27 protein-coding genes are annotated in these 23,632 nt (G+C 42.2%); 16 read left to right on the top strand and 11 right to left on the bottom strand.

The features are described from left to right. Positions 1-38: 38 nt before the first annotated feature. The 4 genes from MuYL_RS06810 (at position 39) to MuYL_RS06795 (ending at position 2,072) form a co-directional block, all read left to right on the top strand. A complete protein-coding gene (locus MuYL_RS06810; protein ID WP_094572880.1) occupies positions 39-524 on the top strand; it encodes an ABC transporter ATPase in 486 nt (161 codons plus the stop codon). 78 nt (positions 525-602) lie between these two features. Next, on the top strand, positions 603-890 hold the full coding sequence (locus MuYL_RS06805; RefSeq protein ID WP_094569813.1) for a YciI family protein: 288 nt from the start codon (positions 603-605) through the stop codon (positions 888-890). A gap of 21 nt (positions 891-911) precedes the next feature. Further along, a complete protein-coding gene (locus MuYL_RS06800) occupies positions 912-1,523 on the top strand; it encodes a DUF1801 domain-containing protein (protein ID WP_094569812.1) in 612 nt (203 codons plus the stop codon). Positions 1,524-1,649: 126 nt separating this feature from the next. Further along, positions 1,650-2,072 carry a hypothetical protein gene (locus tag MuYL_RS06795; protein WP_157740657.1) on the top strand — a complete coding sequence of 141 codons (423 nt, stop codon included), beginning with the start codon at positions 1,650-1,652 and terminating at the stop codon, positions 2,070-2,072. Positions 2,073-2,278: 206 nt separating this feature from the next. Here the strand turns inward: MuYL_RS06795 and mtgA are convergent, their stop codons facing one another. The 4 genes from mtgA to rpsF all read right to left on the bottom strand — a co-directional run bounded on the left by mtgA (position 2,279) and on the right by rpsF (position 4,363). Then, positions 2,279-3,040: a monofunctional biosynthetic peptidoglycan transglycosylase gene (gene mtgA, locus MuYL_RS06790; protein ID WP_094569810.1), complete on the bottom strand. Its 762-nt coding sequence runs from the start codon at positions 3,038-3,040 to the stop codon at positions 2,279-2,281. 237 nt (positions 3,041-3,277) lie between these two features. Next, positions 3,278-3,721 (bottom strand): 50S ribosomal protein L9, encoded by a 444-nt coding sequence (gene rplI, locus MuYL_RS06785; protein WP_094569809.1) that lies wholly within the window; start codon positions 3,719-3,721, stop codon positions 3,278-3,280. A 16-nt stretch (positions 3,722-3,737) separates the two neighbouring features. Continuing rightward, positions 3,738-4,001 carry a 30S ribosomal protein S18 gene (gene rpsR, locus MuYL_RS06780; protein ID WP_073402091.1) on the bottom strand — a complete coding sequence of 88 codons (264 nt, stop codon included), beginning with the start codon at positions 3,999-4,001 and terminating at the stop codon, positions 3,738-3,740. Continuing rightward, a complete protein-coding gene (gene rpsF, locus MuYL_RS06775) occupies positions 4,001-4,363 on the bottom strand; it encodes a 30S ribosomal protein S6 (protein WP_094569808.1) in 363 nt (120 codons plus the stop codon). The genes rpsR and rpsF overlap by 1 nt, the downstream gene beginning before the upstream one ends. A 405-nt stretch (positions 4,364-4,768) precedes the next feature. Between rpsF and MuYL_RS06770 the strand changes: the two genes are divergently transcribed. The 3 genes from MuYL_RS06770 to MuYL_RS06760 all read left to right on the top strand — a co-directional run bounded on the left by MuYL_RS06770 (position 4,769) and on the right by MuYL_RS06760 (position 7,437). Continuing rightward, entirely contained in the window at positions 4,769-6,229 is a 1,461-nt protein-coding gene (locus tag MuYL_RS06770; RefSeq protein WP_094569807.1) for a capsule assembly Wzi family protein, read from the top strand. Positions 6,230-6,301: 72 nt separating this feature from the next. Beyond that, positions 6,302-6,526, top strand: coding sequence for a hypothetical protein (locus tag MuYL_RS06765; RefSeq protein WP_157740655.1), 225 nt, complete (start codon positions 6,302-6,304; stop codon positions 6,524-6,526). A 623-nt stretch (positions 6,527-7,149) separates the two neighbouring features. Beyond that, positions 7,150-7,437, top strand: coding sequence for a helix-turn-helix domain-containing protein (locus tag MuYL_RS06760; RefSeq protein ID WP_094572879.1), 288 nt, complete (start codon positions 7,150-7,152; stop codon positions 7,435-7,437). On the opposite strand, the gene MuYL_RS06755 is transcribed toward MuYL_RS06760, so the two are convergent. Together MuYL_RS06755 and MuYL_RS06750 are read right to left on the bottom strand one after the other, a co-directional pair. Next, positions 7,432-8,268, bottom strand: coding sequence for an aminotransferase class IV (locus MuYL_RS06755; protein WP_094569805.1), 837 nt, complete (start codon positions 8,266-8,268; stop codon positions 7,432-7,434). The two genes, MuYL_RS06760 and MuYL_RS06755, sit on opposite strands and share 6 nt — an antisense overlap. 156 nt (positions 8,269-8,424) lie before the next feature. Then, entirely contained in the window at positions 8,425-9,462 is a 1,038-nt protein-coding gene (locus MuYL_RS06750; RefSeq protein WP_094569804.1) for an RluA family pseudouridine synthase, read from the bottom strand. Between the two features lie 75 nt (positions 9,463-9,537). On the opposite strand from MuYL_RS06750, the gene MuYL_RS06745 reads away from it, so the two are divergent. The 4 genes from MuYL_RS06745 to MuYL_RS06730 all read left to right on the top strand — a co-directional run bounded on the left by MuYL_RS06745 (position 9,538) and on the right by MuYL_RS06730 (position 16,467). After that, on the top strand, positions 9,538-10,602 hold the full coding sequence (locus MuYL_RS06745; protein ID WP_094569803.1) for a DUF6588 family protein: 1,065 nt from the start codon (positions 9,538-9,540) through the stop codon (positions 10,600-10,602). A 46-nt stretch (positions 10,603-10,648) separates the two neighbouring features. Beyond that, complete coding sequence (locus tag MuYL_RS06740) at positions 10,649-11,545, top strand: 1-aminocyclopropane-1-carboxylate deaminase/D-cysteine desulfhydrase (protein WP_094569802.1); 897 nt, start codon at positions 10,649-10,651, stop codon at positions 11,543-11,545. Between the two features lie 887 nt (positions 11,546-12,432). Continuing rightward, positions 12,433-14,403 carry an amidohydrolase family protein gene (locus tag MuYL_RS06735; protein WP_094569801.1) on the top strand — a complete coding sequence of 657 codons (1,971 nt, stop codon included), beginning with the start codon at positions 12,433-12,435 and terminating at the stop codon, positions 14,401-14,403. A 156-nt stretch (positions 14,404-14,559) separates the two neighbouring features. Continuing rightward, entirely contained in the window at positions 14,560-16,467 is a 1,908-nt protein-coding gene (locus MuYL_RS06730) for a class II glutamine amidotransferase (protein ID WP_094569800.1), read from the top strand. Positions 16,468-16,576: 109 nt separating this feature from the next. On the opposite strand, the gene MuYL_RS06725 is transcribed toward MuYL_RS06730, so the two are convergent. The 3 genes from MuYL_RS06725 to MuYL_RS06720 form a co-directional block, all read right to left on the bottom strand. Then, positions 16,577-16,900, bottom strand: a complete 324-nt coding sequence (locus MuYL_RS06725) for a hypothetical protein (protein WP_094569799.1) — start codon at positions 16,898-16,900, stop codon at positions 16,577-16,579. 9 nt (positions 16,901-16,909) lie between these two features. After that, positions 16,910-17,035, bottom strand: a complete 126-nt coding sequence (locus tag MuYL_RS23725; RefSeq protein WP_262493664.1) for a hypothetical protein — start codon at positions 17,033-17,035, stop codon at positions 16,910-16,912. 282 nt (positions 17,036-17,317) lie between these two features. Beyond that, a complete protein-coding gene (locus MuYL_RS06720) occupies positions 17,318-17,971 on the bottom strand; it encodes a LysE family translocator (RefSeq protein ID WP_094569798.1) in 654 nt (217 codons plus the stop codon). A 176-nt stretch (positions 17,972-18,147) separates the two neighbouring features. Here MuYL_RS06720 and MuYL_RS06715 point away from each other — a divergent pair, with 176 nt between their 5' ends. The 4 genes from MuYL_RS06715 to MuYL_RS06700 all read left to right on the top strand — a co-directional run bounded on the left by MuYL_RS06715 (position 18,148) and on the right by MuYL_RS06700 (position 21,362). After that, positions 18,148-19,782: an MFS transporter gene (locus MuYL_RS06715; protein WP_094569797.1), complete on the top strand. Its 1,635-nt coding sequence runs from the start codon at positions 18,148-18,150 to the stop codon at positions 19,780-19,782. A 74-nt stretch (positions 19,783-19,856) separates the two neighbouring features. Then, a complete protein-coding gene (locus tag MuYL_RS06710; protein WP_094569796.1) occupies positions 19,857-20,315 on the top strand; it encodes a deoxycytidylate deaminase in 459 nt (152 codons plus the stop codon). 55 nt (positions 20,316-20,370) lie between these two features. Continuing rightward, entirely contained in the window at positions 20,371-20,583 is a 213-nt protein-coding gene (locus MuYL_RS06705; protein ID WP_094569795.1) for a hypothetical protein, read from the top strand. A gap of 5 nt (positions 20,584-20,588) precedes the next feature. Beyond that, the gene (locus tag MuYL_RS06700; protein ID WP_094569794.1) at positions 20,589-21,362 is read left to right on the top strand and encodes a hypothetical protein; all 774 of its coding nucleotides are present in this window, start codon (positions 20,589-20,591) and stop codon (positions 21,360-21,362) included. 12 nt (positions 21,363-21,374) lie between these two features. On the opposite strand, the gene cmk is transcribed toward MuYL_RS06700, so the two are convergent. Next, positions 21,375-22,046 carry a (d)CMP kinase gene (gene cmk, locus MuYL_RS06695; protein ID WP_094569793.1) on the bottom strand — a complete coding sequence of 224 codons (672 nt, stop codon included), beginning with the start codon at positions 22,044-22,046 and terminating at the stop codon, positions 21,375-21,377. Between the two features lie 111 nt (positions 22,047-22,157). Here cmk and arfB point away from each other — a divergent pair, with 111 nt between their 5' ends. Beyond that, a complete protein-coding gene (gene arfB, locus MuYL_RS06690; RefSeq protein ID WP_094572878.1) occupies positions 22,158-22,574 on the top strand; it encodes an alternative ribosome rescue aminoacyl-tRNA hydrolase ArfB in 417 nt (138 codons plus the stop codon). 64 nt (positions 22,575-22,638) lie between these two features. On the opposite strand, the gene MuYL_RS06685 is transcribed toward arfB, so the two are convergent. Further along, complete coding sequence (locus MuYL_RS06685; protein WP_094569792.1) at positions 22,639-23,616, bottom strand: lipid A deacylase LpxR family protein; 978 nt, start codon at positions 23,614-23,616, stop codon at positions 22,639-22,641. Between the last annotated feature and the right edge of the window lie 16 nt (positions 23,617-23,632).

The raw sequence follows: 23,632 nt of genomic DNA, 5'->3' as shown, positions 1-23,632 counted from the left end.
AATTAAACCCGAAGTTAATAAATTGCATAGCTTTGTACATGCAATTTTCAGAAAATTCAAGAGTTTGGGTTTACCAGGCCAACAGGAAACTAACTGATAACGAAGTTGAACAAATAAAAGTATTATTAAACAACTTTACTACCGGCTGGACCGCACATAACAACCAGTTGAAAGCTACTGCCGACGTAAAGTATAACCGCTTTTTAATATTGATTGTGGACGAAAGCCAGGCAGGCGCCAGCGGTTGCTCTATCGACAAATCTGTACATTTTATGCAGCAGATTGAGGCACAGTTCAACATCAACCTTTTCGACCGCTTTAACCTGGCTTACCGCGAAGAAAATGAGATACTTTCAGCCCCCCGCCACGATTTTGAAGAAAAGCTAAAACAGGGCAGCATAAATACCAATACCATTGTGTTTAACAACATGGTACAAAACCTTGCCGAACTGAACACCAAATGGGAAGTACCGTTTAAAGACAGCTGGCATATCCAGTTGTTCAGAGATTTGGTAACGGTATAGTTGTTCATAGTTTATGGTTCATAAATCATAGTAAATCCTGCGCCAGAGCTAATCTCCGGCCCCTAATAACTAACAAGAATGTTCATTATCAACCTTACCTACATCGTCCCACTAGAAGAGCTTGATCAGCACATGGCTGAGCATGTTTCCTATTTAGATAAATACTATGAAGAGGGCATTTTTGTGGCATCCGGTCGTAAAGTACCGCGGAACGGCGGCATAATACTGGCTTTGGCAGACAGCAAAGATACCATTGAACAAATAATTAAGGAAGATCCTTTCTACATACACGAACTTGCTGAATTTGACATCACCGAATTCCTGACTTCAAAATATCACCCTCATCTAAAAAATTTGCTGAGTTAATTTTTGTAGTTAACTTTAGGTATGGAACAATATGATGCCCGGGTTGACGCCTACATTGAAAAGGCTGCCCCATTTGCAAAACCAATTCTTGAACAGATCCGTGAAATAGTCCATAAAACGTCGCCGCTGATAACCGAAACCGTTAAATGGGGGATGCCGTTTTTTGAATACAAAGGCCCGGTTTGCATGATGGCGTCATTTAAACAGCACCTGGGTTTCGGATTTTGGAAGGCCTCGCGACTGAACGATCCTAAACGCCTGATAAGGGGAAGTGACGAAGAAGCTGCTGCCGGTAGTTTTGGCCGGATTGAAAAAATGGAGGACCTCCCGCCTGCCGAAGCCCTTGCCGATTTTATACGGCAGATAATGGCTATAAATGAAAGCGGCGTTAAGGAACCTAAAAAAACTGTGGCACCTAAGCCTGAAATAGCCATGCCCGCAGATTTCAATGACCTGCTAAGCGGCAACCCAAAAGCTCTGGAACACTTCTTTAATTTCAGTCCGTCAAAAAAGAAGGAATACCTGGAATGGATTGTAGAATCAAAAAGTGATGCAACCCGGCAAAAGCGTATGGAGCAAGCGCTGGAATGGATCAGTGAGGGTAAATCGAGGCATTGGAAGTACCAGAAGTAGTGAGTGATTGATTGGGTTAGATTAGGTTGATTAAGTTTAATAATTAGCTAAATTTTATTAAAAGCCATTTTATTTAAACTTTTTTTATGATTATATTAGACCTATTAACCTTAACCAATAAAAAATATGAAAAAACTCATTTTACTATGCAGTATGATGTTAATGTATTGCATTGCCGTTAAAGCACAAACCCTTACAGCGGATGCCAGAGCCAAAAATGTAACAACCGATGTGAAAACACCTGTTAATACGTCCACTCCTGCTATCTCAACCGTATCTGTAGCTTTACAAAACAACACCGGTTGTTGTACTTATCAAATACAGTTTATTCCATTAGATCCCGGTGGAACTGCTGCTTCTTATAACTTCTCCTCACCACAAAATGTAAACATAGTAACCGGCCATTATAATGTAGGTATGCGTGGCCCGGGTGGAACGCTACACTTTTCTTATTCAACATGTGCAACGTCAGGAAGTGCTACCGGGGCAAATGCACTGTTTTCTAACGTGTACATTTGTGCGAACGGCACTTTTTCAGTAAACCCATGATACTGCCGTGTCATTTTGGGAATCAATAAGCATGAGCTATCACTGTACTATGCTTCTTTTAATAAATGGCACCGGTGTTTAAACCAAATAATATTAATTACGCCTCCGCAAGATCTTTTAAAAGATCTGCGGGGCGTATTGTTAAACCAAGTTTTGTAATGTGTCCAGCAATAATTAACCTATATCCAAAAGCATAACCGCTCAAATTAAAACTCCAGCGGCCCCAACCTCCGCATATTCTTCATGATCAAATACTGCCTGTGCCTTAAATACCTGGTAGGGTGCGTTGCCGACCATTTTAGCGGGCTTGGAAATATTACTGCTATTGCCGCTGCTTCATGATTGCTCAGCTGCGACGCCGGTTTATGAAAGTAAGCCTGTGACGCCGCTTCAACCCCGTAAATACCGTCGCCCATTTCAATTACATTCAGGTAAACTTCCATAATGCGTTTTTTATTCCAAAAAACCTCCATCAGCAGGGTAAACCAGGCTTCAAACCCTTTGCGGATGATAGACCTGCCCGGCCAAAGGAAAACGTTCTTGGCTGTTTGCTGCGAAATGGTGCTCCCTCCTATCAGTTTTTTACTGTTTGCATTTTTTTTGATGGCTTTTTCAATAGCGTGGAAATCAAAGCCATGATTCTCTAAAAACGACTGGTCTTCAGCAGCTACGGCGGCGCGTTTCATAGATGGGGCAATCTCATCAAAGCTCTTCCATTGCTTATCTATCTTCCAATCTTTACCGGCTGCCTTGCGTTCAAATCCTCGCTGGATCATGAGCCAGGTTACCGGCGGGTTCACAACGCGGAACAGGATAACGAAAAACAAACTCCCGGCAACGAAAACTATAAATACAAGTTTTACAACACGAAAGATAAGCCGCCAAAGGCCGCCATTAAAAAAACCCTTTGATCTTCCACTAGCTGATTTATTGTTTGAAACGGGCTTTTTGCCGCGAGTAGTTTTCATTGTTTAAAAGTAGAAAATTTAGCTTGTTTAAAGGTATTTTTTGTCATTCTGGCCGAGAGCGAAGAATCTTATCGAATTGTTAGGTAACCATCACTCCTGTCCGCCCTCTTGTCCCGCGCAGAAGATCCTTCGCTCTCGCTCAGAATGACAACAGGCCAAAAAAAAGGTGTCAAGCTTTCGCTCAACACCTTTAGTTATATGCTTTTAAATCCAAAATCGAAATTCCGGAACCTGAAATTACTCAGCTACTACTTCAAAAGGCACCTGAACTTTAACCTCTTTGTGCAGGTTAACGTTAGCAATGTATTCGCCAACAAATTTAGGTTCAGTTTCAAAAGTGATCCTGCGACGGTCAACTTCAAAACCTTCTTTTTTCAATGCATCAGCAACCTGGATGGTATTGATAGCACCAAATATTTTACCGCTTTCGCCGGCTTTAGCACCGATAGTAAGTTTAACACCTTCTAAACGTGCGGCAATAGCATCAGCATCCTTACGGATCTTGTCTTGTTTAAACTGCGCCTGTTTAAGGTTTTCAGCTAACACTTTGCGGGCGCTTACTGTAGCTTGTATAGCATAACCTTTAGGGATAAGGTAGTTACGGCCATAACCTGGCTTTACTTTCACTACATCATCTTTATCACCTAAGTGTTTTACGTCTTGTTTTAAAATAACTTCCATTTCTTTTACCTCCTGATTATTTTAATGAGTCTGTAACATAAGGTAATAAACCGATGTGGCGTGCACGCTTAACAGCCTGGGCCACTTTACGCTGAAACTTTAATGAAGTTCCGGTTAAACGGCGAGGTAATACTTTACCCTGATCGTTAACAAACTTTAATAAAAAGTTAGCGTCTTTGTAATCAATATACTTGATCCCGTTCTTTTTAAAACGGCAGTATTTTTTACGTGTATCCTCTACTTTAGGGGCCGTTACGTATTTGATCTGATCATTTGCCATTAGTGTGCTGCCTCCTCTGTTTTAGGTTTTTTGTTAAAAGCACCACTGCGTTTCTTGTCGTTATAAGCAATAGCATGCTTATCTAAGGCAATGGTAAGGAAACGTAATACGCGCTCGTCACGACGTAGTTCAACTTCCAATTTGTTAATTAATTCACCTGGAGCCTTAAATTCAGTTAAGTGATAGTACCCTGTAGTCTTCTTTTGAATAGGGTACGCTAATTTTCTCAAACCCCAATTATCCTCCTGGACAATTTCGGCTCCGTTATCAGTAAGAATTTTGCTGTATTTGGCGATAGCCTCTGCAGCAACTTCTACTGTTAACAACGGGGTTAGAACGATCACAATTTCGTACTGTTGCATTGTTATACTTTGATTTTAAATAATTTACCCGCTATTACGGGGCTGCAAATGTACAAATTATTTTATAAAATACCCACAATACCTTTTCATATAATCTAATCTTTTAAAAGAATCACTGTGGCAAGCTATTTCTGCTTATAAATACCCGTAGCAGGCGAGTTCATTACCTTATATAATCTTAAGCATCACACCATATAGATTAATTATTAATTATTATTTATTGCGACTGTTGGTTAGTATTTTACCGAAAAAATTAATTTATGATAAATATTATTCATAATAATTAATTACCAAACGCGTTATTAGGCCAATATCATTTTGTTCTTTATTACAGCAATTCTCAATTAACAGTAAGTTATTCGATGGTTTGGATAAGTTATTTTATCTCTCATTTAAACTTTTAATATGCAGAAAACACTGACTCTTGTAGCCGCATTTGTGCTGCTCTTTTCCGGAATTGCCAAAGCGCAGGACAAAGATATTCATGTGAGCCTTGAGGCCCAGGGCGGATACACTTCCGGCAATACGGTACCTTTTTGGCTAAGGGCAAACCGGTTTGGTAATATTCCGCTTTCCGGCGGTTCCGGCAGTTTCCTCGCTAAATTCCGGAAAGACTATGATTCGACTAAAACTTTTGATTGGGGGGCTTCATTTGAAGGGCGCGGAAACTTTGGAAAAAGCAGCCAGTTTATCCTTATCGAAGGATTAATTAAGGCGCGGGCCGGCATTTTTGAGATCAAAGCGGGCCGCTCAAAAGATGTTGTTGGTATTGCTGATACTACTTTATCATCCGGTTCATTTTCGGTATCAGGTAATGCATTAGGTGTTCCCAAAATAAAGATCAGCATCCCAAATTACTACAGCATTCCGGCATTTGGAAAACTATTTGCCATTAAGGCGGGCATGGCCAATGGCTATATTGGCACCACCAATACAAATTTATGGGGCGAACGCAGAAGCTTTAAAAGTTATTACCTGGAAGAATACCTTTACGCCCGGATAGGCAAACCAGACTGGCGGTTTAAATTACAGGCAGGCTTTAATCACGAAGCAGTATGGGGAGATGAGAAACAGGTATTTGGTTCGTTTTATAAACTTAACGGCTTGCAAACTTATTGGTATGTACTTAGTGGAAAAGTGTATAACTCCTCGAAAGTAGGCAATCATCTCGGCTCAGCCGATATCGCTGCCGAATATAAATTTGATGCCCTCACCCTCTCTGTGTACCGTCAAAACTTTTACGATATCGGGGCTTTGATCCATTTTGCCAATATTGCGGATGGCTTAAACGGCATTAGCCTGGTTAACAATATGCCTAAGTCTGGTAGTTTTTATTGGAAGAAGCTGGTGTTCGAGTTTCTATATACCAAAAACCAAGCTGGGTACCCAAGTTCAAAGGCTACCAAATCAGGCGAGGAAGACTATTATAACAATTACGAGTATGTGCAGGGCTGGTCGTACAAAGGACTGGGGCTGGGAACTCCTTTTATTACTCCGGCTTATTATGCAAGGCAAAAATTCGCCCCTATTGACAGGCAGTTTTTTACCAACAACCGCGTATCTGCAGTACATTTAGCAGCTGAAGTATCTGCTTTTAACTGGTCTTATACCGGTAAAGTGTCTTATTCGCAAAATTATGGCACCTATGCCAACGGTTCAGAGGTTTATAGGGTACCGGGCGGGCAGCTGGCATTCCCATCAGCACCGGTGCCGTTTGTAACGGTACACCAAACATCATTGTACCTGGAAAGCAGCAGACCATTAAAGAATAACTATACAATAGGCTATGAAATTGGCTATGACCGCGGGGGCTTATTGTACAACTCATTTGGACTGATATTAAAAGTATCAAAATCGTTTTTATAAATATGACAATGAGTTTGCATAATTTAATATACTTTAGGCTTCCGTTTTACTGAAACGTTTTTAGTTATGATAATGCCATTAACAGAAAAAGAAGATAAAACCCGCACCATTGATATAGATGACACGTTTTCAGCATTTTCGCCGGCTGATGAAGACGATGATGATAACTGGGACGATGATGACGATGAGGTATTTGACGATCTTGCCGACGATCAAAATAACTTGCACGATATTATAGTTGAAGAAGATATCGATGATCCTGCTGATGATGACCACCTGCCGGACGACGACTTTTAATCATATTTAACGATTATTAAGAAATAAACATGTGTTTTTAAGCTTTGTTCCATGTGAACAGTGTGAACCGGTGGAACAACTAAAATACAGCAGGCAACCTGTTCATTTTGGCTGGGTACACTAGCTTAAATCATATTTCGGGTTATTGGATAGCCCTAAATATAGTCGTTATAAAAACACATCCTGCCTTTCGGCAGGATGCGCTCACAGGCAGGAGAATATACCCTAAATAATTCATTGCCTTTGGTATCAAATTTATAGATGCTTTTTTACGCCACAAATGACCGCCGTCAAGTATTTAAATATTTTTAATAATTAAATGACTGATAATACATACAATAATAAATTATATCCAGGGATTGCAACCTCGCCTTTATAAGCCATACTTTTACTTTTACGCTAAATCAGTTTCTCTTTAAGGCTTTTAAATGAATGGGGTTATTTTATCATATATATTTAATACTGAAAGAATATTTTACAACTCACCACGGGGTATAGATAGCGTAGCCCGCAACGGTAAACGGCATTGCAGCATTCCCTAATTAAAACCCAATAGTTAATTGCGCCTAAAAAAAACCGGGGCGCTATTTACTTCGTTTATACTGTTTTATAAATACTTTCGTATGGGATCAGTAAGCGAATTAAAAACCAAACAAATAGTTTCCAATATCAGGAAAATTAGGGAATTTAGAAATTACACACAAGATTACCTGGCGGCCAAACTACGGATCTCTCAAAATGCTTATAGCAAAATTGAGTTGGGTTACAGCAGTATTACATTAAACCGCCTGATTGAAATTGCAGGTATTCTTGAATTTGAGCTGGAAGACCTGATCCGCGCAGACCAGGGGAATATTGTTGAATTAAAACAGACCGAAAACAGGCTAAGACAAAGCGGCAGCTCTTTATAATTTATTCAGTTCCTCTATCAGTATTTTACTTAATCCGTTAAAATACCGCCTCACTCCAAAACCAATAACACTCTGTATGCCACGGCCGGCGTTTGTAATAAACACCTCATCGGCTTCGTATAAAATATCCGGACTGATCTGTGCTTCAGTAACCAGGATGTTATTGTTTTTAGCAATATTTATCACAACCTGGCGCATCACTCCTTCTACACAGCCCTCGCTTAATGCCGGGGTATAAAGGTGCTTTTGGTACCAGATAAATATATTACTGCTGCTTGCCTCGCATAAATTGCCCGTTTGGTTCAGCAAAAAAACATCATCAAGCTTATTATGCATCTTATAAAGGCCTGCCATTACATATATCAGGGAATTGCAGGTTTTAATGTTCGACAGGTAATTGGTAGGTTTGGGCAGTTCGGTATATAGATCAACTATCAGGCCCTTATCATTCAAAAAATAGCGGGGCTCATCCATAGGCTGCAGCTCAAGGCAGTAGCCCATTTTATTTTGCGATGGGGTATATAAACCATCAGAATCACGATAAACCGTTAACCGCAGGCGGCCATGTTTGGCTTTATTTCTGCGGGCCAGGTCGGCAGCTTTTTCTTTTAAAAACCAGGCGTCCATTTGCGAATACCCGTCAATTTTAAGCGCTTTCATTCCACGCTGCAAGCGGTCGGCATGCTGCTCGGCGAATTTAAGCTGGCCCTTCATTAAACGCATGCTTTCAAACAAGCCATCGCCATATTTAAAAGCGCGGTTGTTTAACCCTACCAGTTTGGTATCTGCCGGAAGTATTTCGCCATTAAAATTGATGAATGTTGGAACCATGTTTTATAGGTTAGAGAATAGAGATCAGCGATTAGTTGCTTTTCTTCACACCAATCAGTCGCTTCTATCCCTTATTATGTTTTTATTGACAGATCTATTGTTTTATTTTTACTTGTTGGCTCTCTTAAATAAGCTCTTATCTATAGCCTCCAACCACTATTCTTTAGCCTCTGCCCCCACATACTTTCTCCATTTTTGCAAAACCGAGCTAAAGTCTTCAGGTAACGGCGCTTCAAAGTACAGCTGCTTTTTTATGGTGGGGTGTAAAAACCCAAGCGATTGCGCATGAAGCGCCTGCCTCGGCATTAACTCAAAGCAATTTTCAACAAATTGTTTGTATTTACTGAAAACAGTTCCCTTTAATATTTTATCACCTCCATAGGTGGCATCGCTAAACAGCGGGTGGCCAATATGTTTCATGTGCGCACGGATCTGGTGCGTACGGCCGGTTTCCAGCTGGCACTCAATCAGCGTTACATAATCCATCCGCTCCAATACGCGGTAATGCGTAACCGACCATTTTCCCTTTTCCGGGTCGTCATAAATCGACATCACCCTCCTGTCATTCACACTGCGGCCTATGTAGCCAGTCACTGTGCCATCTTCGGGCAGGTCGCCCCAAACCAGGGCAATATATTTACGGGCAATGGTATGATCAAAAAACTGTTTTGCCAGCCAGGTCATGGAGCGTTCGTTTTTGCTGATCAGCAACAGGCCCGATGTATCTTTATCTATCCGGTGCACCAAGCCGGGGCGTCCATCATTACCCGGCAAAGTAGGCAACTGCTGAAAATGATATACCAGCCCGTTTACCAGCGTGCCAGTATAATTATTATACCCTGGATGCACCACAAGGCCCGCAGGCTTGTTAACCACCAGTACATCATCATCCTCATAAATAATATTAAGCGGGATATTCTCCGGGTAAACCTCCGTATCACGCGGTGGATGCGGCAATACTACCGAGATCACATCAAGCGGTTTTACCCTGTAGCTTGATTTAATGGCTTTATCGTTAACCAGTACATTGCCCAGTTCAATTGCGTTTTGAATACGGTTGCGCGATGCGTTTTCAACGCGGTACATTAAAAACTTATCAATCCGCAGCAAAGATTGCCCCTTATCAACAACTATGCGAAGGTGTTCATAAAGGTCCTGTTCTTCCTGCTCAATAAAACCGCTATCTTCAGTCATTGGGGCAAAAGTAGTCGTTTTTTCAGATATTGATTACTTGTAAAACATGTTACCTTATAATAGCGTTCAAATACTATGAGAAAACTTTACAGTCTTTTAATTGCCGTTGCTTTAATTGGTTTGGTTTCAGCAGCAAACGCGCAGGATGGTTTATCGGGGCTTATCAAATCAAGCCCGGCAGATGCCACAAAATTATTAAATGCCTATGCCATCCCATTGTTTAAAGGACTGGGGGTTGATCAGAACAGCGGCTGGAACAATACCGCCGAAACAAAAAAGACCCTGCATTTTGACGTGCGGGTTACCGCATCGGTGGCCTTTATTTCATCGGCCGATAAAACCTTTGATGTAACCAAAATAGGCCTGTCAAACCACGTAAGGCCCGCCGATGCCAGCCAAACCATAGCCCCAACATTTGGCGGACAAAAAAACGATGGGCCCCTGCTAAATATTTATGATGATAACGGGCAAAAAGTGAGCAGATTTAACATGCCCGCCGGCGTTATTTCGGTTATCCCGGCGCCACAGGTGCAGGTTACCGTAGGGCTACCCCAAAATACCGATGTAACCCTGCGCGTGCTGCCAAAAGTTACCGTAAGCAACGATGTGGGTAGCGTATCCATGATAGGCTTTGGCTTAAAACATGATATTATGCAGGATATTGCAGGCAAAACCGCCGGCAAACTCATCCCGTTTGACCTGGCCGTTGCTATTGGCTACAGCCATTTAAACCTGCGCAAGCCCTTAACCGTAACCCCCGACGCCGGTGCCCAGCCTAAAGACAGCCAGCAAAGTACCGATTTTAGCAACCAACACCTGGAAGGCAACTTTAACAGTTTTATGGGCCAGGTTATCATCTCAAAAAAACTATTGGTATTTACCCCGTTTTTAGCCGTTGGATACAACACCACCAGCGCCAGTGTTACCGCTGTTGGCAACTACCCGGTAACCACCGGCGGCACATTGCTCACCAGTACCTATACTTCGTTTAGCAACCCTGTTTCCATTAGTGAAAATGTGCTTAGCGGGGTACGTGCAGATATCGGCTTCCAGTTAAATGTTGGTTTTTTTCGCTTTTATACCTCTTATACCCAGGCGCAATACAAATCTGTTAACGCAGGCATTGGGTTTGGGATGTAGCCTTTTAACCATAGCCCTATGTTAAGCTTTTATTTACATTTGCTTAATGGATCTTAGCCTCGAAATTTTCAGCCCTGTTCATCAAATCAAAAGCCAGCTATTTGATGAACGCGGGATAATGGTTTTTTTAAAGCGGGATGACCTGATCCACCCCATCATTTCGGGTAATAAATGGCGCAAATTAAAATACATTTTAAAGCGGGCACAAGCCGTAAACAAAACCCACCTGGTAACCTTTGGCGGTGCCTACTCCAACCATTTACTTGCAACAGCAGCCGCAGCGGCTAAATTTGGTTTTAAGGCCACTGGGATAGTACGGGGCGAAGAGGTAAGCAATGACACGCTTTTTCTGTGTCGCCTGCACGGGATGAACCTGGTATTTACCGACCGTGAAAGCTATCGCGATAAGCCCGCGCTGTTTAATAAACATTTCAGTACTGATGACACTGCATTTTTTATTGACGAAGGCGGCTCATCTGCCGAAGGCGCAAAAGGATGCAGCGAACTGATTGATGAATTAACCGAAACCTACGATGATATTTTTTGTGCCTGCGGAACAGGTACTACCGCAGCCGGTATAATCAATGGCCTCCGTCAGCATCAGCTTAACACCCGGTTTAACGCGGTGCCGGTATTTAAAAATGGTGGTTTTATCAGGGATGAGATCGATAAGTTTTTAACAGGCGATGCCGGTTATCAGCTGCATACAGATTACCACTTTGGCGGATATGGTAAAACAGATGAGCGGCTGATTCAATTCATTAAAAAATTTGTAGCCGAAACCGGCATCCTGATAGAGCCCGTTTACACCGGCAAAATGCTGTACGCCATTTATGATCTTGCGGCAAAAAATTACTTTAGCCCCGGCAGTAAGGTGCTGGCTATCCATAGCGGTGGCATCTGGGGTTTGCTGGGCATGAAGGATAAGTTTGACCGGGATTAATGGATTTCAATGATTATCACGATACCTGCCGCGTTAAAAAATCGGAGCATCTGCCTGCAGAAAAGGGTTGAGGATGTGCGGATGTTTTGTCACATGTCACAGAGTTATAGGGTGTGACAAGTGTGACAGCAATAGCTTAACGGATGTATTCGGCAATTGCAAATCTGAATTCTATAATAGGTTTGTCACACCTGTCACAGTATTGTGGTGTGTGATAGTGTGACAGTTTAGCTTAACCGATATATTCAGGCAATTACAAATCTGAATTCTATAATAGGTTTGTCACACCTGTCACAGTATTGTGGTGTGTGATAGTGTGACAGTTTAGCTTAACGGATATATTCAGGCAATTACAAATCTGAAATCTATAATAGGTTTGTCACACCTGTCACAGTGTTATAGGGTGTGATAGTGTGACAAGCTGTAAATAGGTTAGTCTAATATTTATTTCAGTAAAGCATTGTTATACTGAGATCTTATATTATTTTTTTTATAGATTAATATATATTATACAACCAATTAAACCTTCAATTATATTTTCAACTGAGATATTAATGATCATTCAAATCTGAATTCTCCAGTTAATTGAGTTTATCGCTGAGGATGGTTTATCACGCTGTCACACATCACAACCCGTAACACCGTGACAGGTGTGACAAACAAAGGATGTGACAGTGGCTTTGGATGCGTCGGGCGATTAAATCCGGCAGATTTGAAATTTTGTTTAGTCCTAAAATAGGGTTCCCCGGCTTTGTCACACGTTATCACACTGTCACACAATTACGGGGTGTGATGGTGTGACAGTGTGATAACAAAGCGACAATTTGTATTATTAATTTCACTCAAAATCAATACCTTTAAACATCACAATATTCAATTCACTTGCCATGAAAAAAAGCCTCCTGATCCTTAGCTTTTCAATTATACTTTTCGCTGCAAACGCACAAACAAAACCTGATAGTGTTACCTTCCTGCTGCATAAGTTTGAGCAGCATATTGGTAAAGAGGTTTATCGCGTTAGCAAAACAGCACAGGAAATTACTTATACCAGTGATTTTAAGTTTGTTGACCGTGGCTCGCCGGTGCCGTTAAAGGCCGAGCTGAAATTAACAGCCGCCGGGGAACCCTTAAGCTTAAAGATAAAAGGCAACACCGCCCGCTCATCTACCATAAACGATACCATTACTATAACCGGTAAACAGGCACACATAAAGGTTAACGATTCCAGCTACACCCAAAACCTTAGCGGGATCACGTTCCCAATCGCCAGCTACGCACCCGGTATAGTACAACAGGTTTTATTGCAATACTGGAAAAGCCACAAGCAGCCAGCCAGCATCAATACCCTGCCCTACGGATCGGTACAGGTGCGTAAAGATGGCGAAGACGCGCTTACCTTTAATGGCAAACCCTTATTGCTTGACCGTTACACGGTAGGCGGGTTAATTTGGGGCAATGAAATTGTGTGGACCAACAAGGCGGGGCAACTGATCTGCCTGATCACCAACGATGCCGAGGCCGACAAGCTGGAAATGATGCTGGAGCCCTATGAGGCCCTGCTGCCTGATTTTATAGCCAAAGCCGCTGCCTATGGGATGCAGCTGTTCACCAAAAACGCCCCTAAAGCAGGCGCCGCTGATAAAATAATTGCCATAACAGGTGGCACTGTTGTGGATGTAGTGAACTTAAAACCAATCCCCAACGCAGTAGTAATTATTGAAAACGGCAAAATTAAAAGCGTGGGCAAAGCCGGTGAGGTGACCATTCCGGCAGGTGCTAAAGTTATTGATGCCAAAGGGAAAACCATATTGCCGGGCTTATGGGACATGCACGCCCACTTTGAGCAGGTAGAATGGGGACCGGCGTACCTGGCAGCGGGTGCCACCACCGTGCGCGACTGCGGCAATGAGTTTAGCTTTATAAATGCCGTGCAAAGCGCTATTGATAACGGCAAAGGCATTGGCCCTAAAATATTAAAGGCCGGCATTATTGACGGCAAGGGCCCCATGGCGCTCGGAATTATCCAGGCCGATACCAAAGAGGAAGCGATTAAAGAAGTTGACCGCTATAAGGAAAATGGTTTTGTGCAGATCAAGATCTATAGTTCGGTAAAACCGGCCATTGTAAAAGCCATTTGTGAGGAGGCGCACCGGCTGGGGCTTACCGTTACGGGCCATATCCCAAATGGAATGACCTTACAAGCCGGAGTAGATTCAGGTATGAATATGGTTAACCATGTGCAGTACGTTTACACCATCATGAAACGAAATAAGGACCGCTCCATAAACTTTGAGGATTCAACCAGCATTGCCGCCATAAAATTCATCAAACAGCACAACGTGGTTATTGACCCTACCGTGGGCGTATTCGAAATGTTTTTCAGGTCGACTAAAGATGATATCACCATAATGGAACCGGCTTTTTATTCCCTACCATTGCCTTTACAGGCCATATTTAAGAACACCGGTACCGAACCGGCAACCGCCCAAAAGCTAAAACCTATTTGGGACAGCTTTCAGAAAATAGTAAAAGTGCTTTATGACAACGGCGTAACCATTGTTGCCGGCACCGACCAGGGCTTCCCCGGTTACAGCCTTGACCGCGAACTGGAGTTGTACGTACAAGCCGGGCTAACCCCTATACAGGCCATTGGCACAGCAACCATTACCCCTGCCACCGTGATGAAAATGGATAAGCAAAGCGGATCAATTGAACCGGGTAAAGATGCTGACCTGGTAATTATTGATGGCGACCCGCTTACCAATATCCGCGACATCCGCAAGGTAACTACGGTGATTAAAGCCGGGAAAATCTATGATCCCGCAGCGTTGCACAAATTGGTTGGGTTTGGGAAGTAGGATCCTATTTGCATCTGGAAATAATAAAAATGAATAATTGATCAAATATTTACCCTAAATAACTCATTTAGCCACCCAAATATTAATGCAATTTAATGACATTGTTAATTCCGGGTTTTAACATTAAAATTATAACTTTGCCGCTCATTAACAATCATGAGTGATTCGATAAAACATGAATGCGGCGTTGCATTCATTCGACTGTTAAAGCCACTTTCTTTTTACCAGGAAAAATACGGCACGGCCCTTTACGGCCTAAACAAACTTTACCTCCTAATGGAAAAACAACATAACCGCGGCCAGGATGGCGCCGGTGTTGCTACCATTAAGCTGGATATTGAACCGGGCAAACGCTACATAAGCCGCCACCGGTCAATGGCCTCAAATGCTGTTGCTGATATTTTTGAGTACATCCAAAAGAAGTTTGCCGACATCCAAAAGGAAATGCCCGAAAAAATGTCTGACGCCGCATGGCTCAAAGAACACGTAAGCTTTACCGGCGAAGTGTTGCTGGGGCACCTGCGCTACGGCACCCACGGCAAAAACAGTATTGAAAACTGCCACCCCTTTTTAAGGCAAAACAACTGGATGACCCGTAACCTGGTTATTGCCGGCAACTTTAACATGACCAATGTTGATGAACTGCTGCAACAGTTGTATGACCTGGGCCAGCATCCAAAGGAAAAAGCCGATACCATTACTGTTCTTGAAAAAATAGGTCACTTTATTGACACGGAGAACCAGGGATTGTTTGACCAGTACAAACGCGAAGGATTGGATGATAACATCGAGATCAGCAAGCTGATTGCAAATGATATGGATGTTGCCAAAATTCTGCGTAAATCTGCAAAAAACTGGGATGGCGGTTATACCATAGCAGGCATACTGGGCCACGGCGATGCATTTGTAATGCGCGACCCGGCCGGCATTCGCCCTGCCTTTTATTATTATAATGATGAAATTGTGGTGGCAGCATCCGAAAGGCCTGCACTGCAAACCGCCTTTAACATCCCTATGGAGGATATTAAAGAGATAAAACCAGGCCATGCCCTGATTGTAAAGAAGAACGGCAAAATCACCGAGGATATGGTGAGTGAGCCTGCTGAGAAAAAAGCCTGCTCATTTGAGCGCATCTATTTCTCGCGCGGCAGCGATGCTTCCATTTACCGCGAGCGCAAGCAGCTGGGCCGTTTACTTTGCGACCAGATTTTGGATTATGTGGATCACGATGTGAAGAACACTGTTTTCTCCTACATCCCCAACACGGCTGAAGTCGCTTTTTACGGCATGGTTGAAGGTGTTCACAAATACATAAAAAAATACCAGCGCGATAAATTACTGAACCGTGCAGATAAGATCAGCGAGAAAGAATTAACCGAAGTGCTTTCAATGGCGCCAAGGGTTGAAAAAATTGCCATTAAGGACGTTAAGCTGCGTACTTTTATTACGCAGGACGCCGACCGCAGTGAAATGGTGGCACACGTTTATGATACCACTTACGGGTTAATAAACAGGGATAAAGACACGCTGGTAGTACTTGATGATTCAATTGTACGCGGAACAACGCTTAAACAAAGTATCCTCAAGATCCTCGACAGGCTGGGCCCTAAAAAAATTGTAGTGGTTTCATCGGCACCGCAGATCCGTTTCCCTGATTGTTATGGCATTGATATGTCGCGCATGGGCGAGTTTGTTGCTTTTGAAGCGGCTATAAGCTTATTGAAAGATGCAGGCAAGGATGATGTGATCCTGAAAGTATATAAGCAGTGTAAAGACAGTGCACAACTGCCTAAAGAAGAAGTTGAAAATTACGTAAAGGCCATTTATGAGCCATTTACCGATCAGCAGATCTCTGACCGCATTGCGCAGATCATTACACCTAAAGGGATAAAAGCCGAAGTGAAAGTATTGTATCAAACCCTTGATAACCTGCACAAGGCCATCCCTGATCATAAAGGCGACTGGTATTTCTCTGGCAATTACCCAACCCCGGGCGGCAACAAGGTGGTTAACAAAGCCTTTGCAAACTGGATGGAAGGTAAAAATGCCCGTGGTTATAATTGATTACCCGTAAAACCGAAAGTAAAATACAAAGCCCGATAGAAGTTAATTCTGTCGGGCTTTAATATTGCACGCCTGCGGGATTTTTGTCACCCTTAGGCGTTTTGAAAAACTATCCCCTGGGACGTTTTAAATTAACGGCAACCAGGTAATTGATGTTTTCGGTTAAAATACTTTTCGCATCAGGCAAATTATTTTCATTTGAAAATGACTGCTTTAAGCCTGTTTTAGCAGAATGAAAAACCTGTAAAAGCATCTCAGGAAGGATCTTTACCGAAACAACCGGGTAATAATCTTTTTGCAGTTTTGATCTGCCGCTGTCGGTAACCATGTTTAGTTCCCAGCTGTCTTCCGCCTTAAAGCCATGCTCTTTGGCCGCATTCATCAAATCGTACAGGTACATCCTGGTTTGGAGCTCTATCGTTTTTTCGTTCATGATTTTATTTTACTTTTTGCCTGTGGTAGATTCAGACTTTGAACCTTTTTCAGACTGGTAAGATGATACCTTTTTATTTGCGTTTACGGTAGCTACTTTTTTAACTTCTTTAACCGTTTTTCTGTCTTTGCTCATGTGTTAATGATTTAGTGAGTGATTTATTTTTTTAAATGTATAAAAACAGCAAATTGACCTAAGGCATAGTTGCCGTATAATTCCATTTTTACGGGAGTAACTGAGATTGATTACTACTATAACGTATTTACCGGGGTATTATTAGCTTGAGCAAAAAATATTGCCGGTAAAAAGCGGCAATGCTTAAGCGCAGCCAGCGCAGGTAAAACCAGAATTTCTTAAAGATAGCTTTAATTAAATTAAAAACCGGTGGAAATCATCAGGCGGATTAACAAAATAGCTTTATGATCCGGGGGCCGGGAAAATAAAGTGGGTAACCAATTTATCAAGCAAAACAAATGAAGCGATAATAAGGGCCGCGCCTGCAACCTCATTAAGGCGGTGAACAAACTTTACCGAAATCCGGTCGCGCAGTTTATCGGCGTAAAACGCTTTTGTAGTATCAAGGCCAAATTGCACCACAAGTATGGTTAAAAACATAATACCGATTTTTAACGACCTGTTGGGCACCCCTTCATGGTAAACGGTACTTGCAGCACCTATAACAAGCGTCCAGTGGAATAATATGGTGGGGTTAAAAATGCACATCACAAAGCCCTTTAAAAAGTAGCCGGCGCGGTGCAGCGTGGTAGGTACGGTATTGGTGTAATTTATCTCGGCCTTTTTAAACAGGTAATACAGGCCTATTGCAAACAGGATGGCGCTGCCAAAAATGCCCGCGTAGGTTTTATCATGCGCTGTAATATCAAAGTACTGCGAACCAAACAAAATGGCCCCTACAAAAACCATATCACTGCATACCACCCCCAGCGCAAGGGCAACGCCTGCATGAAAGCCTTTTTCAATACTGGTCTTTATCAATGCAAAAAAAACCGGGCCGGTCAAAAACGTCAACACTAATCCAAACCCTATACCCGAAATAACAGCTTCTATCATTAATTAAGGCTTACGTGCCGGTTAAAATAAAAAAATGCAGCACGAATATGCAATTTTATATGGTAAACAACCAAACTTAAATTTGTGATTTAATTAATTTAAAATATAGCAGAATTATAAAAAATAGTTATGTTTAGTGTTTTAAAATATACCTTTTGTATCAACCCAATTAAATAATGGAACAAAATAACGCAAAAAGTTACGGTACAGCATTGTACACTATCATTACTGTATTTTTCTTTTGGGGCTTTTTAGCTGCCTCCAATGGTATTTTCATACCCTTCTGTAAAACTCACTTTAGTTTAACTCAGTTCGAATCACAATTAATTGATTTTACCTTTTATGGCGGTTACTTTATTGGTTCTTTGATATTATACTTTGCATCTTCAGCATCAGGTGTAGATATCTTAAATAAGCTCGGTTATAAAAATGGCATCATATTAGGCCTTGTTTTATCGGCGTTCGGCGCTCTTTTAATGATTCCCGCTGTAAATTCGGGTTCGTTTGGTTTTATCCTGGGTTCCTTTTTTGTAATTGCCCTGGGCTTTTCATTACAGCAAACCGCTGCAAACCCTTTTGTAATTGTGCTGGGGCCGCCTGAAACCGGCTCAAACCGTTTAAACTTTGCCGGCAGTATCAATAATATAGGTGCCTTATTGGGTCCTGTTGTGGTAAGTGTTGTACTATTTGGTTCAGCCGGTGCACATACGGCAGCAGCTGATGTAAAAATATCCTCTATTAATAACCTGTATTACTTACTGGCTGGCTTATTTTTAGCTGTGGCCTTATTCTTTTGGGTATCAAAACTCCCTAAAGTTACCAGCGATGAGAAAATAGAATCGAGCAAAAAGGCAAACACACCGCTTTTGGTAATATTTGTGGCTTTCTTAATGATATTAGCAGCCGATCCTTTAAGCAAGGCAACAAGTGTTCCCAGCCAATATTTTGTTTATGCATCGTTAGCCATAATTTTGGTAACGCTTGTGAGTACAATTTTTGCAGCGCAAAAGAACAAAGAAGGTTGGGGTGCAATGCAATACCCTCAGTTAATCCTGGGCATGATCGCAATTTTCACCTATGTAGGTACCGAGGTTACTATCCAAAGTAACATGGGTTCATTATTAAAAACACCTGAATTTGGCTCATTCAATGAATCACAGATTGCGCCATACATTTCATTGTATTGGGGCAGCTTAATGATAGGCAGGTTTGCAGGCTCAATAGGTGCCTTTAACCTTTCAAAAACAACTAAATACGTCTTGTACGTTATTATACCGTTCTTGGCGTTTGGCGTTGTTTTAATGGTAAATTCACTGTCGGGTGTTGATGTAAGCAACCTTTATGTTTACGGTATTTGTGTTGCTGTATTGGTTGTTGCATTCTTTATCGGTCAGCAAAAGCCAACCCGTACCGTTTCTGTACTGGGCATATTAGGCGTTATTTTTATGCTGATTGGTTTATTCACCACAGGCAGGGTTGCAACATTTTCATTTATAAGCGGTGGCTTGTGCTGTTCAATTATGTGGCCTTCCATTTTCGCTTTATCAATTACCGGTCTTGGCAAATACACCAGCCAGGGTTCTGCTTTCCTGATTATGATGATCTTAGGCGGATCGATCATCCCGCCACTACAAGGTAAAATTGCAGATGGCAGTAATAATATAATTGCAGGCATGAGCGGGATCCATTTCTCTTACATCGTACCTGTATTGGGCTTTGCTTATCTGGCTTATTTCGCCTGGAAAGTTAGCAGGGAATTACTTAAACAAGGCATCGACCTTGATCATGTGCAAGCCTCTGGCGGCCATTAATATTTAGAGACCAGAGGTTAGAAATCAAAGATTAGTCGAGATTTCCAACCTCTGATCTCTTACCACTAATCACTATGACCAAATTAAGTTTCGACCATATTTTTATGAACCTGGCAACCGACCTGGCTAAGCGCTCACACTGCGTTAAAGCACAGGTCGGTGCTGTTTTAGCCAAAGACACCCGGATCATTTCTATTGGATACAACGGCCCTCCTGCGCACACCCACAACTGCGACGAGGAATGGCCAGGCACCGGCTGCCCGCGCGATTCAAAAGGAAGCTGCTCGCTGGCGCTGCACGCCGAAGAGAACGCCATCCTTTACGCCGTAAAAAATGGTGCAAACCTTGAAGGTGCCACGCTATACACCACCCTGTCGCCATGCCTTCCCTGTGCAAGGCTTATTTATTCAGCCGGTGTTAAGAAAGTGTTTTTCGATAAATCATACGCCGCCTATAAAGGCCTGGCAAGCGATGAAGGGGTTGATTTCCTGAACAGGTTTGGCGTAAGCGCCGAGAAGTTTAATGCAGAATAATTTCAGCAATAAACTGAAGAGATAACAATTTTTGAAAAAAATCGTATATTTATATATGAACTCACAAGAGGAATATTTAACCAAGAGGGTTGTTGTTCGTGCAACCAAAAAAGGCATGAAAATAGCCGCTAAGGAAACAATGGATATTATGGGGTACAATGTTATTGCGCTGAACGGATGGGTGGTTAAAAAATTTAAAGACGGAACAATTGAGCGCATTAAAGAGATCAAATCATCTTCCAATTTAGGGCCTTTGGCTCTTGATTAAAATAGATGGATACCGGACAACCGAAACTAAGGGTATTTGCAGGTCCAAACGGTTCAGGAAAAAGCACTGTAATTGACTTTATTAGAAAGTATAAAGTTAATGAGAAAAATGTCGAATTTGGATATTACATTAATGCTGATGACATCGCTAAAACTCTAGAAACAAGAAGCTATTCTTTTAACCAATTTGATCTCCAGGCAACATCCGAAGAATTCAATCAAATAGTTTCGGAATCGGGTTTACTAAACAAAGAATTTACCTTAGCTAATTTAATTGCAATCTATAGGATAAATAATAACTCCATTTATTGCCTCAAAAGGCCTCAAATTGAACGCCTGGCGCAAATCATTGCTGATTACCTCCGAAAAAAATTACTCAAAGAGCGAAAGAGATTTTCATTTGAAACTGTTTTTTCGCACAGATCAAAACTTAACATTATGCGCGAGGCAGTTGATGCAGGATATAAAGTTTATTTATATTTTGTTTGCACAGAATCTCCGGAGATAAATATTTTCCGCGTGGAAGCCCGTACTAAAAAAGGAGGACACGCTGTCCCAATAAATAAGATTGAAACCAGGTATTATCGCGCCCTGGATTTATTGCATGAAGCATCACAATTAGCTTATCAGGCATTCTTTTTTGATAATTCGGAAGAAGGAGGGGACTTCAAAATGTTTGCGCATTTCAAAATAATTGCCGGGAAAAAATCATGGGATGATATCAACGAAAAGGATATTCCTAACTGGTTCAAGATGTATTACTCCAGTAAAATAAGCTAATGTGTATCCTGCTTACAAAAACGGCTCAACCCGGCTTAATGCAAACAGCAGTTGCTCATCGGGGGTTAAATCGGTATTATCCAGTATGATGGCATCTTCGGCACGTACCAGCGGGCTCTCAGCGCGCGTGGTATCCTGGTAATCACGGTGGGCCAGGTTCTCAAAAATATCTTCCAGGGTTATATCCGGATTTTTAGGTGCAAGTTCCTTAAAACGTCTTTCGGCCCTTACTTTAGGGTCGGCCGTCATGAAAATTTTAACAGGCGCATCGGGGAATACCGCGGTTCCGATATCGCGGCCATCCATCACTATATTTTTTGATCTGCCCATGCGTTGCTGCTGCTTCACCATTTCCTTACGCACTGCGCGGATGGCCGACACGGCACTTACGGTTTCAGATACCGGCATCAGCCTGATCTCGTCAGATACCTCCTCGTCATTTAAAGTGATATGGGTCTGATAGTCGCGCGAGTGAAAGTTAAGGTGGATATTTTTCAGCGCTTCAGCAATTTGCTCAGGATCCTTAAGGTCTATATTATTTCTTAAAAAATACAATGCCACAGCCCGGTACATTGCACCACTGTCAACATATATAAAATGAAGTTTTTTGGCTAACGCCTTTGCTAAAGTGCTTTTTCCGCACGATGAATAGCCATCAATGGCAACTATGATGTTATTACCCATGGGTGGCTAAAATAGGAAAAAGTTGGCAGTTTGGCATCGGGCAACCGGCAGATTTATCAAGTCAACAGCAAATTGCTCGCCACCGGCAATAAACTTTCGCTAAATTCGGCCATGAATTTTTCTAAAGCCGACCTGCAAAAAGAAACCACTTATAAGGCCTCCCGCAGCGGCGGCAAAGGGGGCCAAAATGTAAATAAGGTATCCAGCAAGGTCGAACTATTGTTTTCAATCAGCAACTCCCTGCTGTTTACTGATGAGGAGAAGGAACTATTAAACCAAAAACTGCAATCGCGTTTTAATAAAGACGGGCTTGTACAGGTAATTTGCGATGAAGAGCGCAGCCAATACCTTAATAAGGAGAAAGCTATTGAAAGGCTAACCGTATTATTGACCAAAGCACTCCATAAACCTAAGGTACGCAAGGCAACCAAAGTAAGCAAAGCTGCAAAAGCAGCCCGCCTGCAGTCAAAAAAAATCCAGTCAACCAAAAAAGACAGCAGGAAGAAGGGGTTTGGCGAAGGTGATTGATGGTTAGCAACAGGAGATTTTAAGAACTAAATAACTAATCGCTAACCTTCAATCACTAATCTCTTTACTTAAATCTGTAAGCTGCCGTTACGCTCCCCCATTGTTCTGACCGTACCATCTCTTTAACCTCTTTGGTATGGAATATTGCTGCGGCATCAATTACAAAACGCCCGGTTGTAAAAGCTACGCCCAATTGATTGCTAAAGATAAATGGCTCCTTGTTACGGGTTATTTCAAGGCTGTTAGGATCATTATGTTTATTTAATAAACCGCCCTGTATAGTTGCATCATAAGCTACATAGTTAAAAAGTGGCTTATAGTAAAAAAATATCTCGTGTGCATGCAGGGGTGCAACCGTTGAGTTTGCAATTGCAGTACTTTGTGTACTCACTGAATTAAACAACTGGTTAAATGCGCCCATCCTTAGCATAGGCCCGACACCTGCGCCTGTAAAGCCGTTACCCAAATGCGCATAACTTGTTAATGAAACATCAATCCAGCTACCTCTCGCCAGCAGCATGTTGTATTCGGCACTGAGGTTTAGCTGCGCTTCGTTTTTAATCTGGTATTCCCAGCCGCTGGGATGGTAAAAGCCAAAGTTATCATGTACATACTCCTGCACCTGCTTTCCATATGCCCCCGGGCCAATAATACCTATCTGTGCCCCTATTTTTATGTTGCTTTCATCCTTGTATAAAAAGTTAAGGGTTGCACCTGCATAAAGGTAACCGGCAAACGGGCGGTCAACCAGTTCGGGTTGGTCTGCCTCTTTATAAAATACACTTCCGCTTTGAGGGTTATAGATCTTCTGTCCAATTTCCAACCCCAGTACTTTGTTAAGCAGCCGGGTGCTATCGCCGCTTTTTACGGTCAGGGCGCGTCTGAACTGAATAAAGATCCCGTCGGTATAATACCTGTCCGATCCCTGGCCCAGGTAGGAGTCATTATCGGTTTGAATTCCTATTTCATTGCGATGTGACTGTGCAAAAACGGTAACAGCGCAAAAAAGGCTGATCAGGAGGGTAACTAGTTTAATTTTCATCCGGGCTTTATAGCAT

The organism is Mucilaginibacter xinganensis (assembly GCF_002257585.1).
GTDB classification, from domain to species: Bacteria; Bacteroidota; Bacteroidia; order Sphingobacteriales; family Sphingobacteriaceae; genus Mucilaginibacter; species Mucilaginibacter xinganensis.
This window is presented reverse-complemented; position numbering and strand designations above follow the sequence as displayed.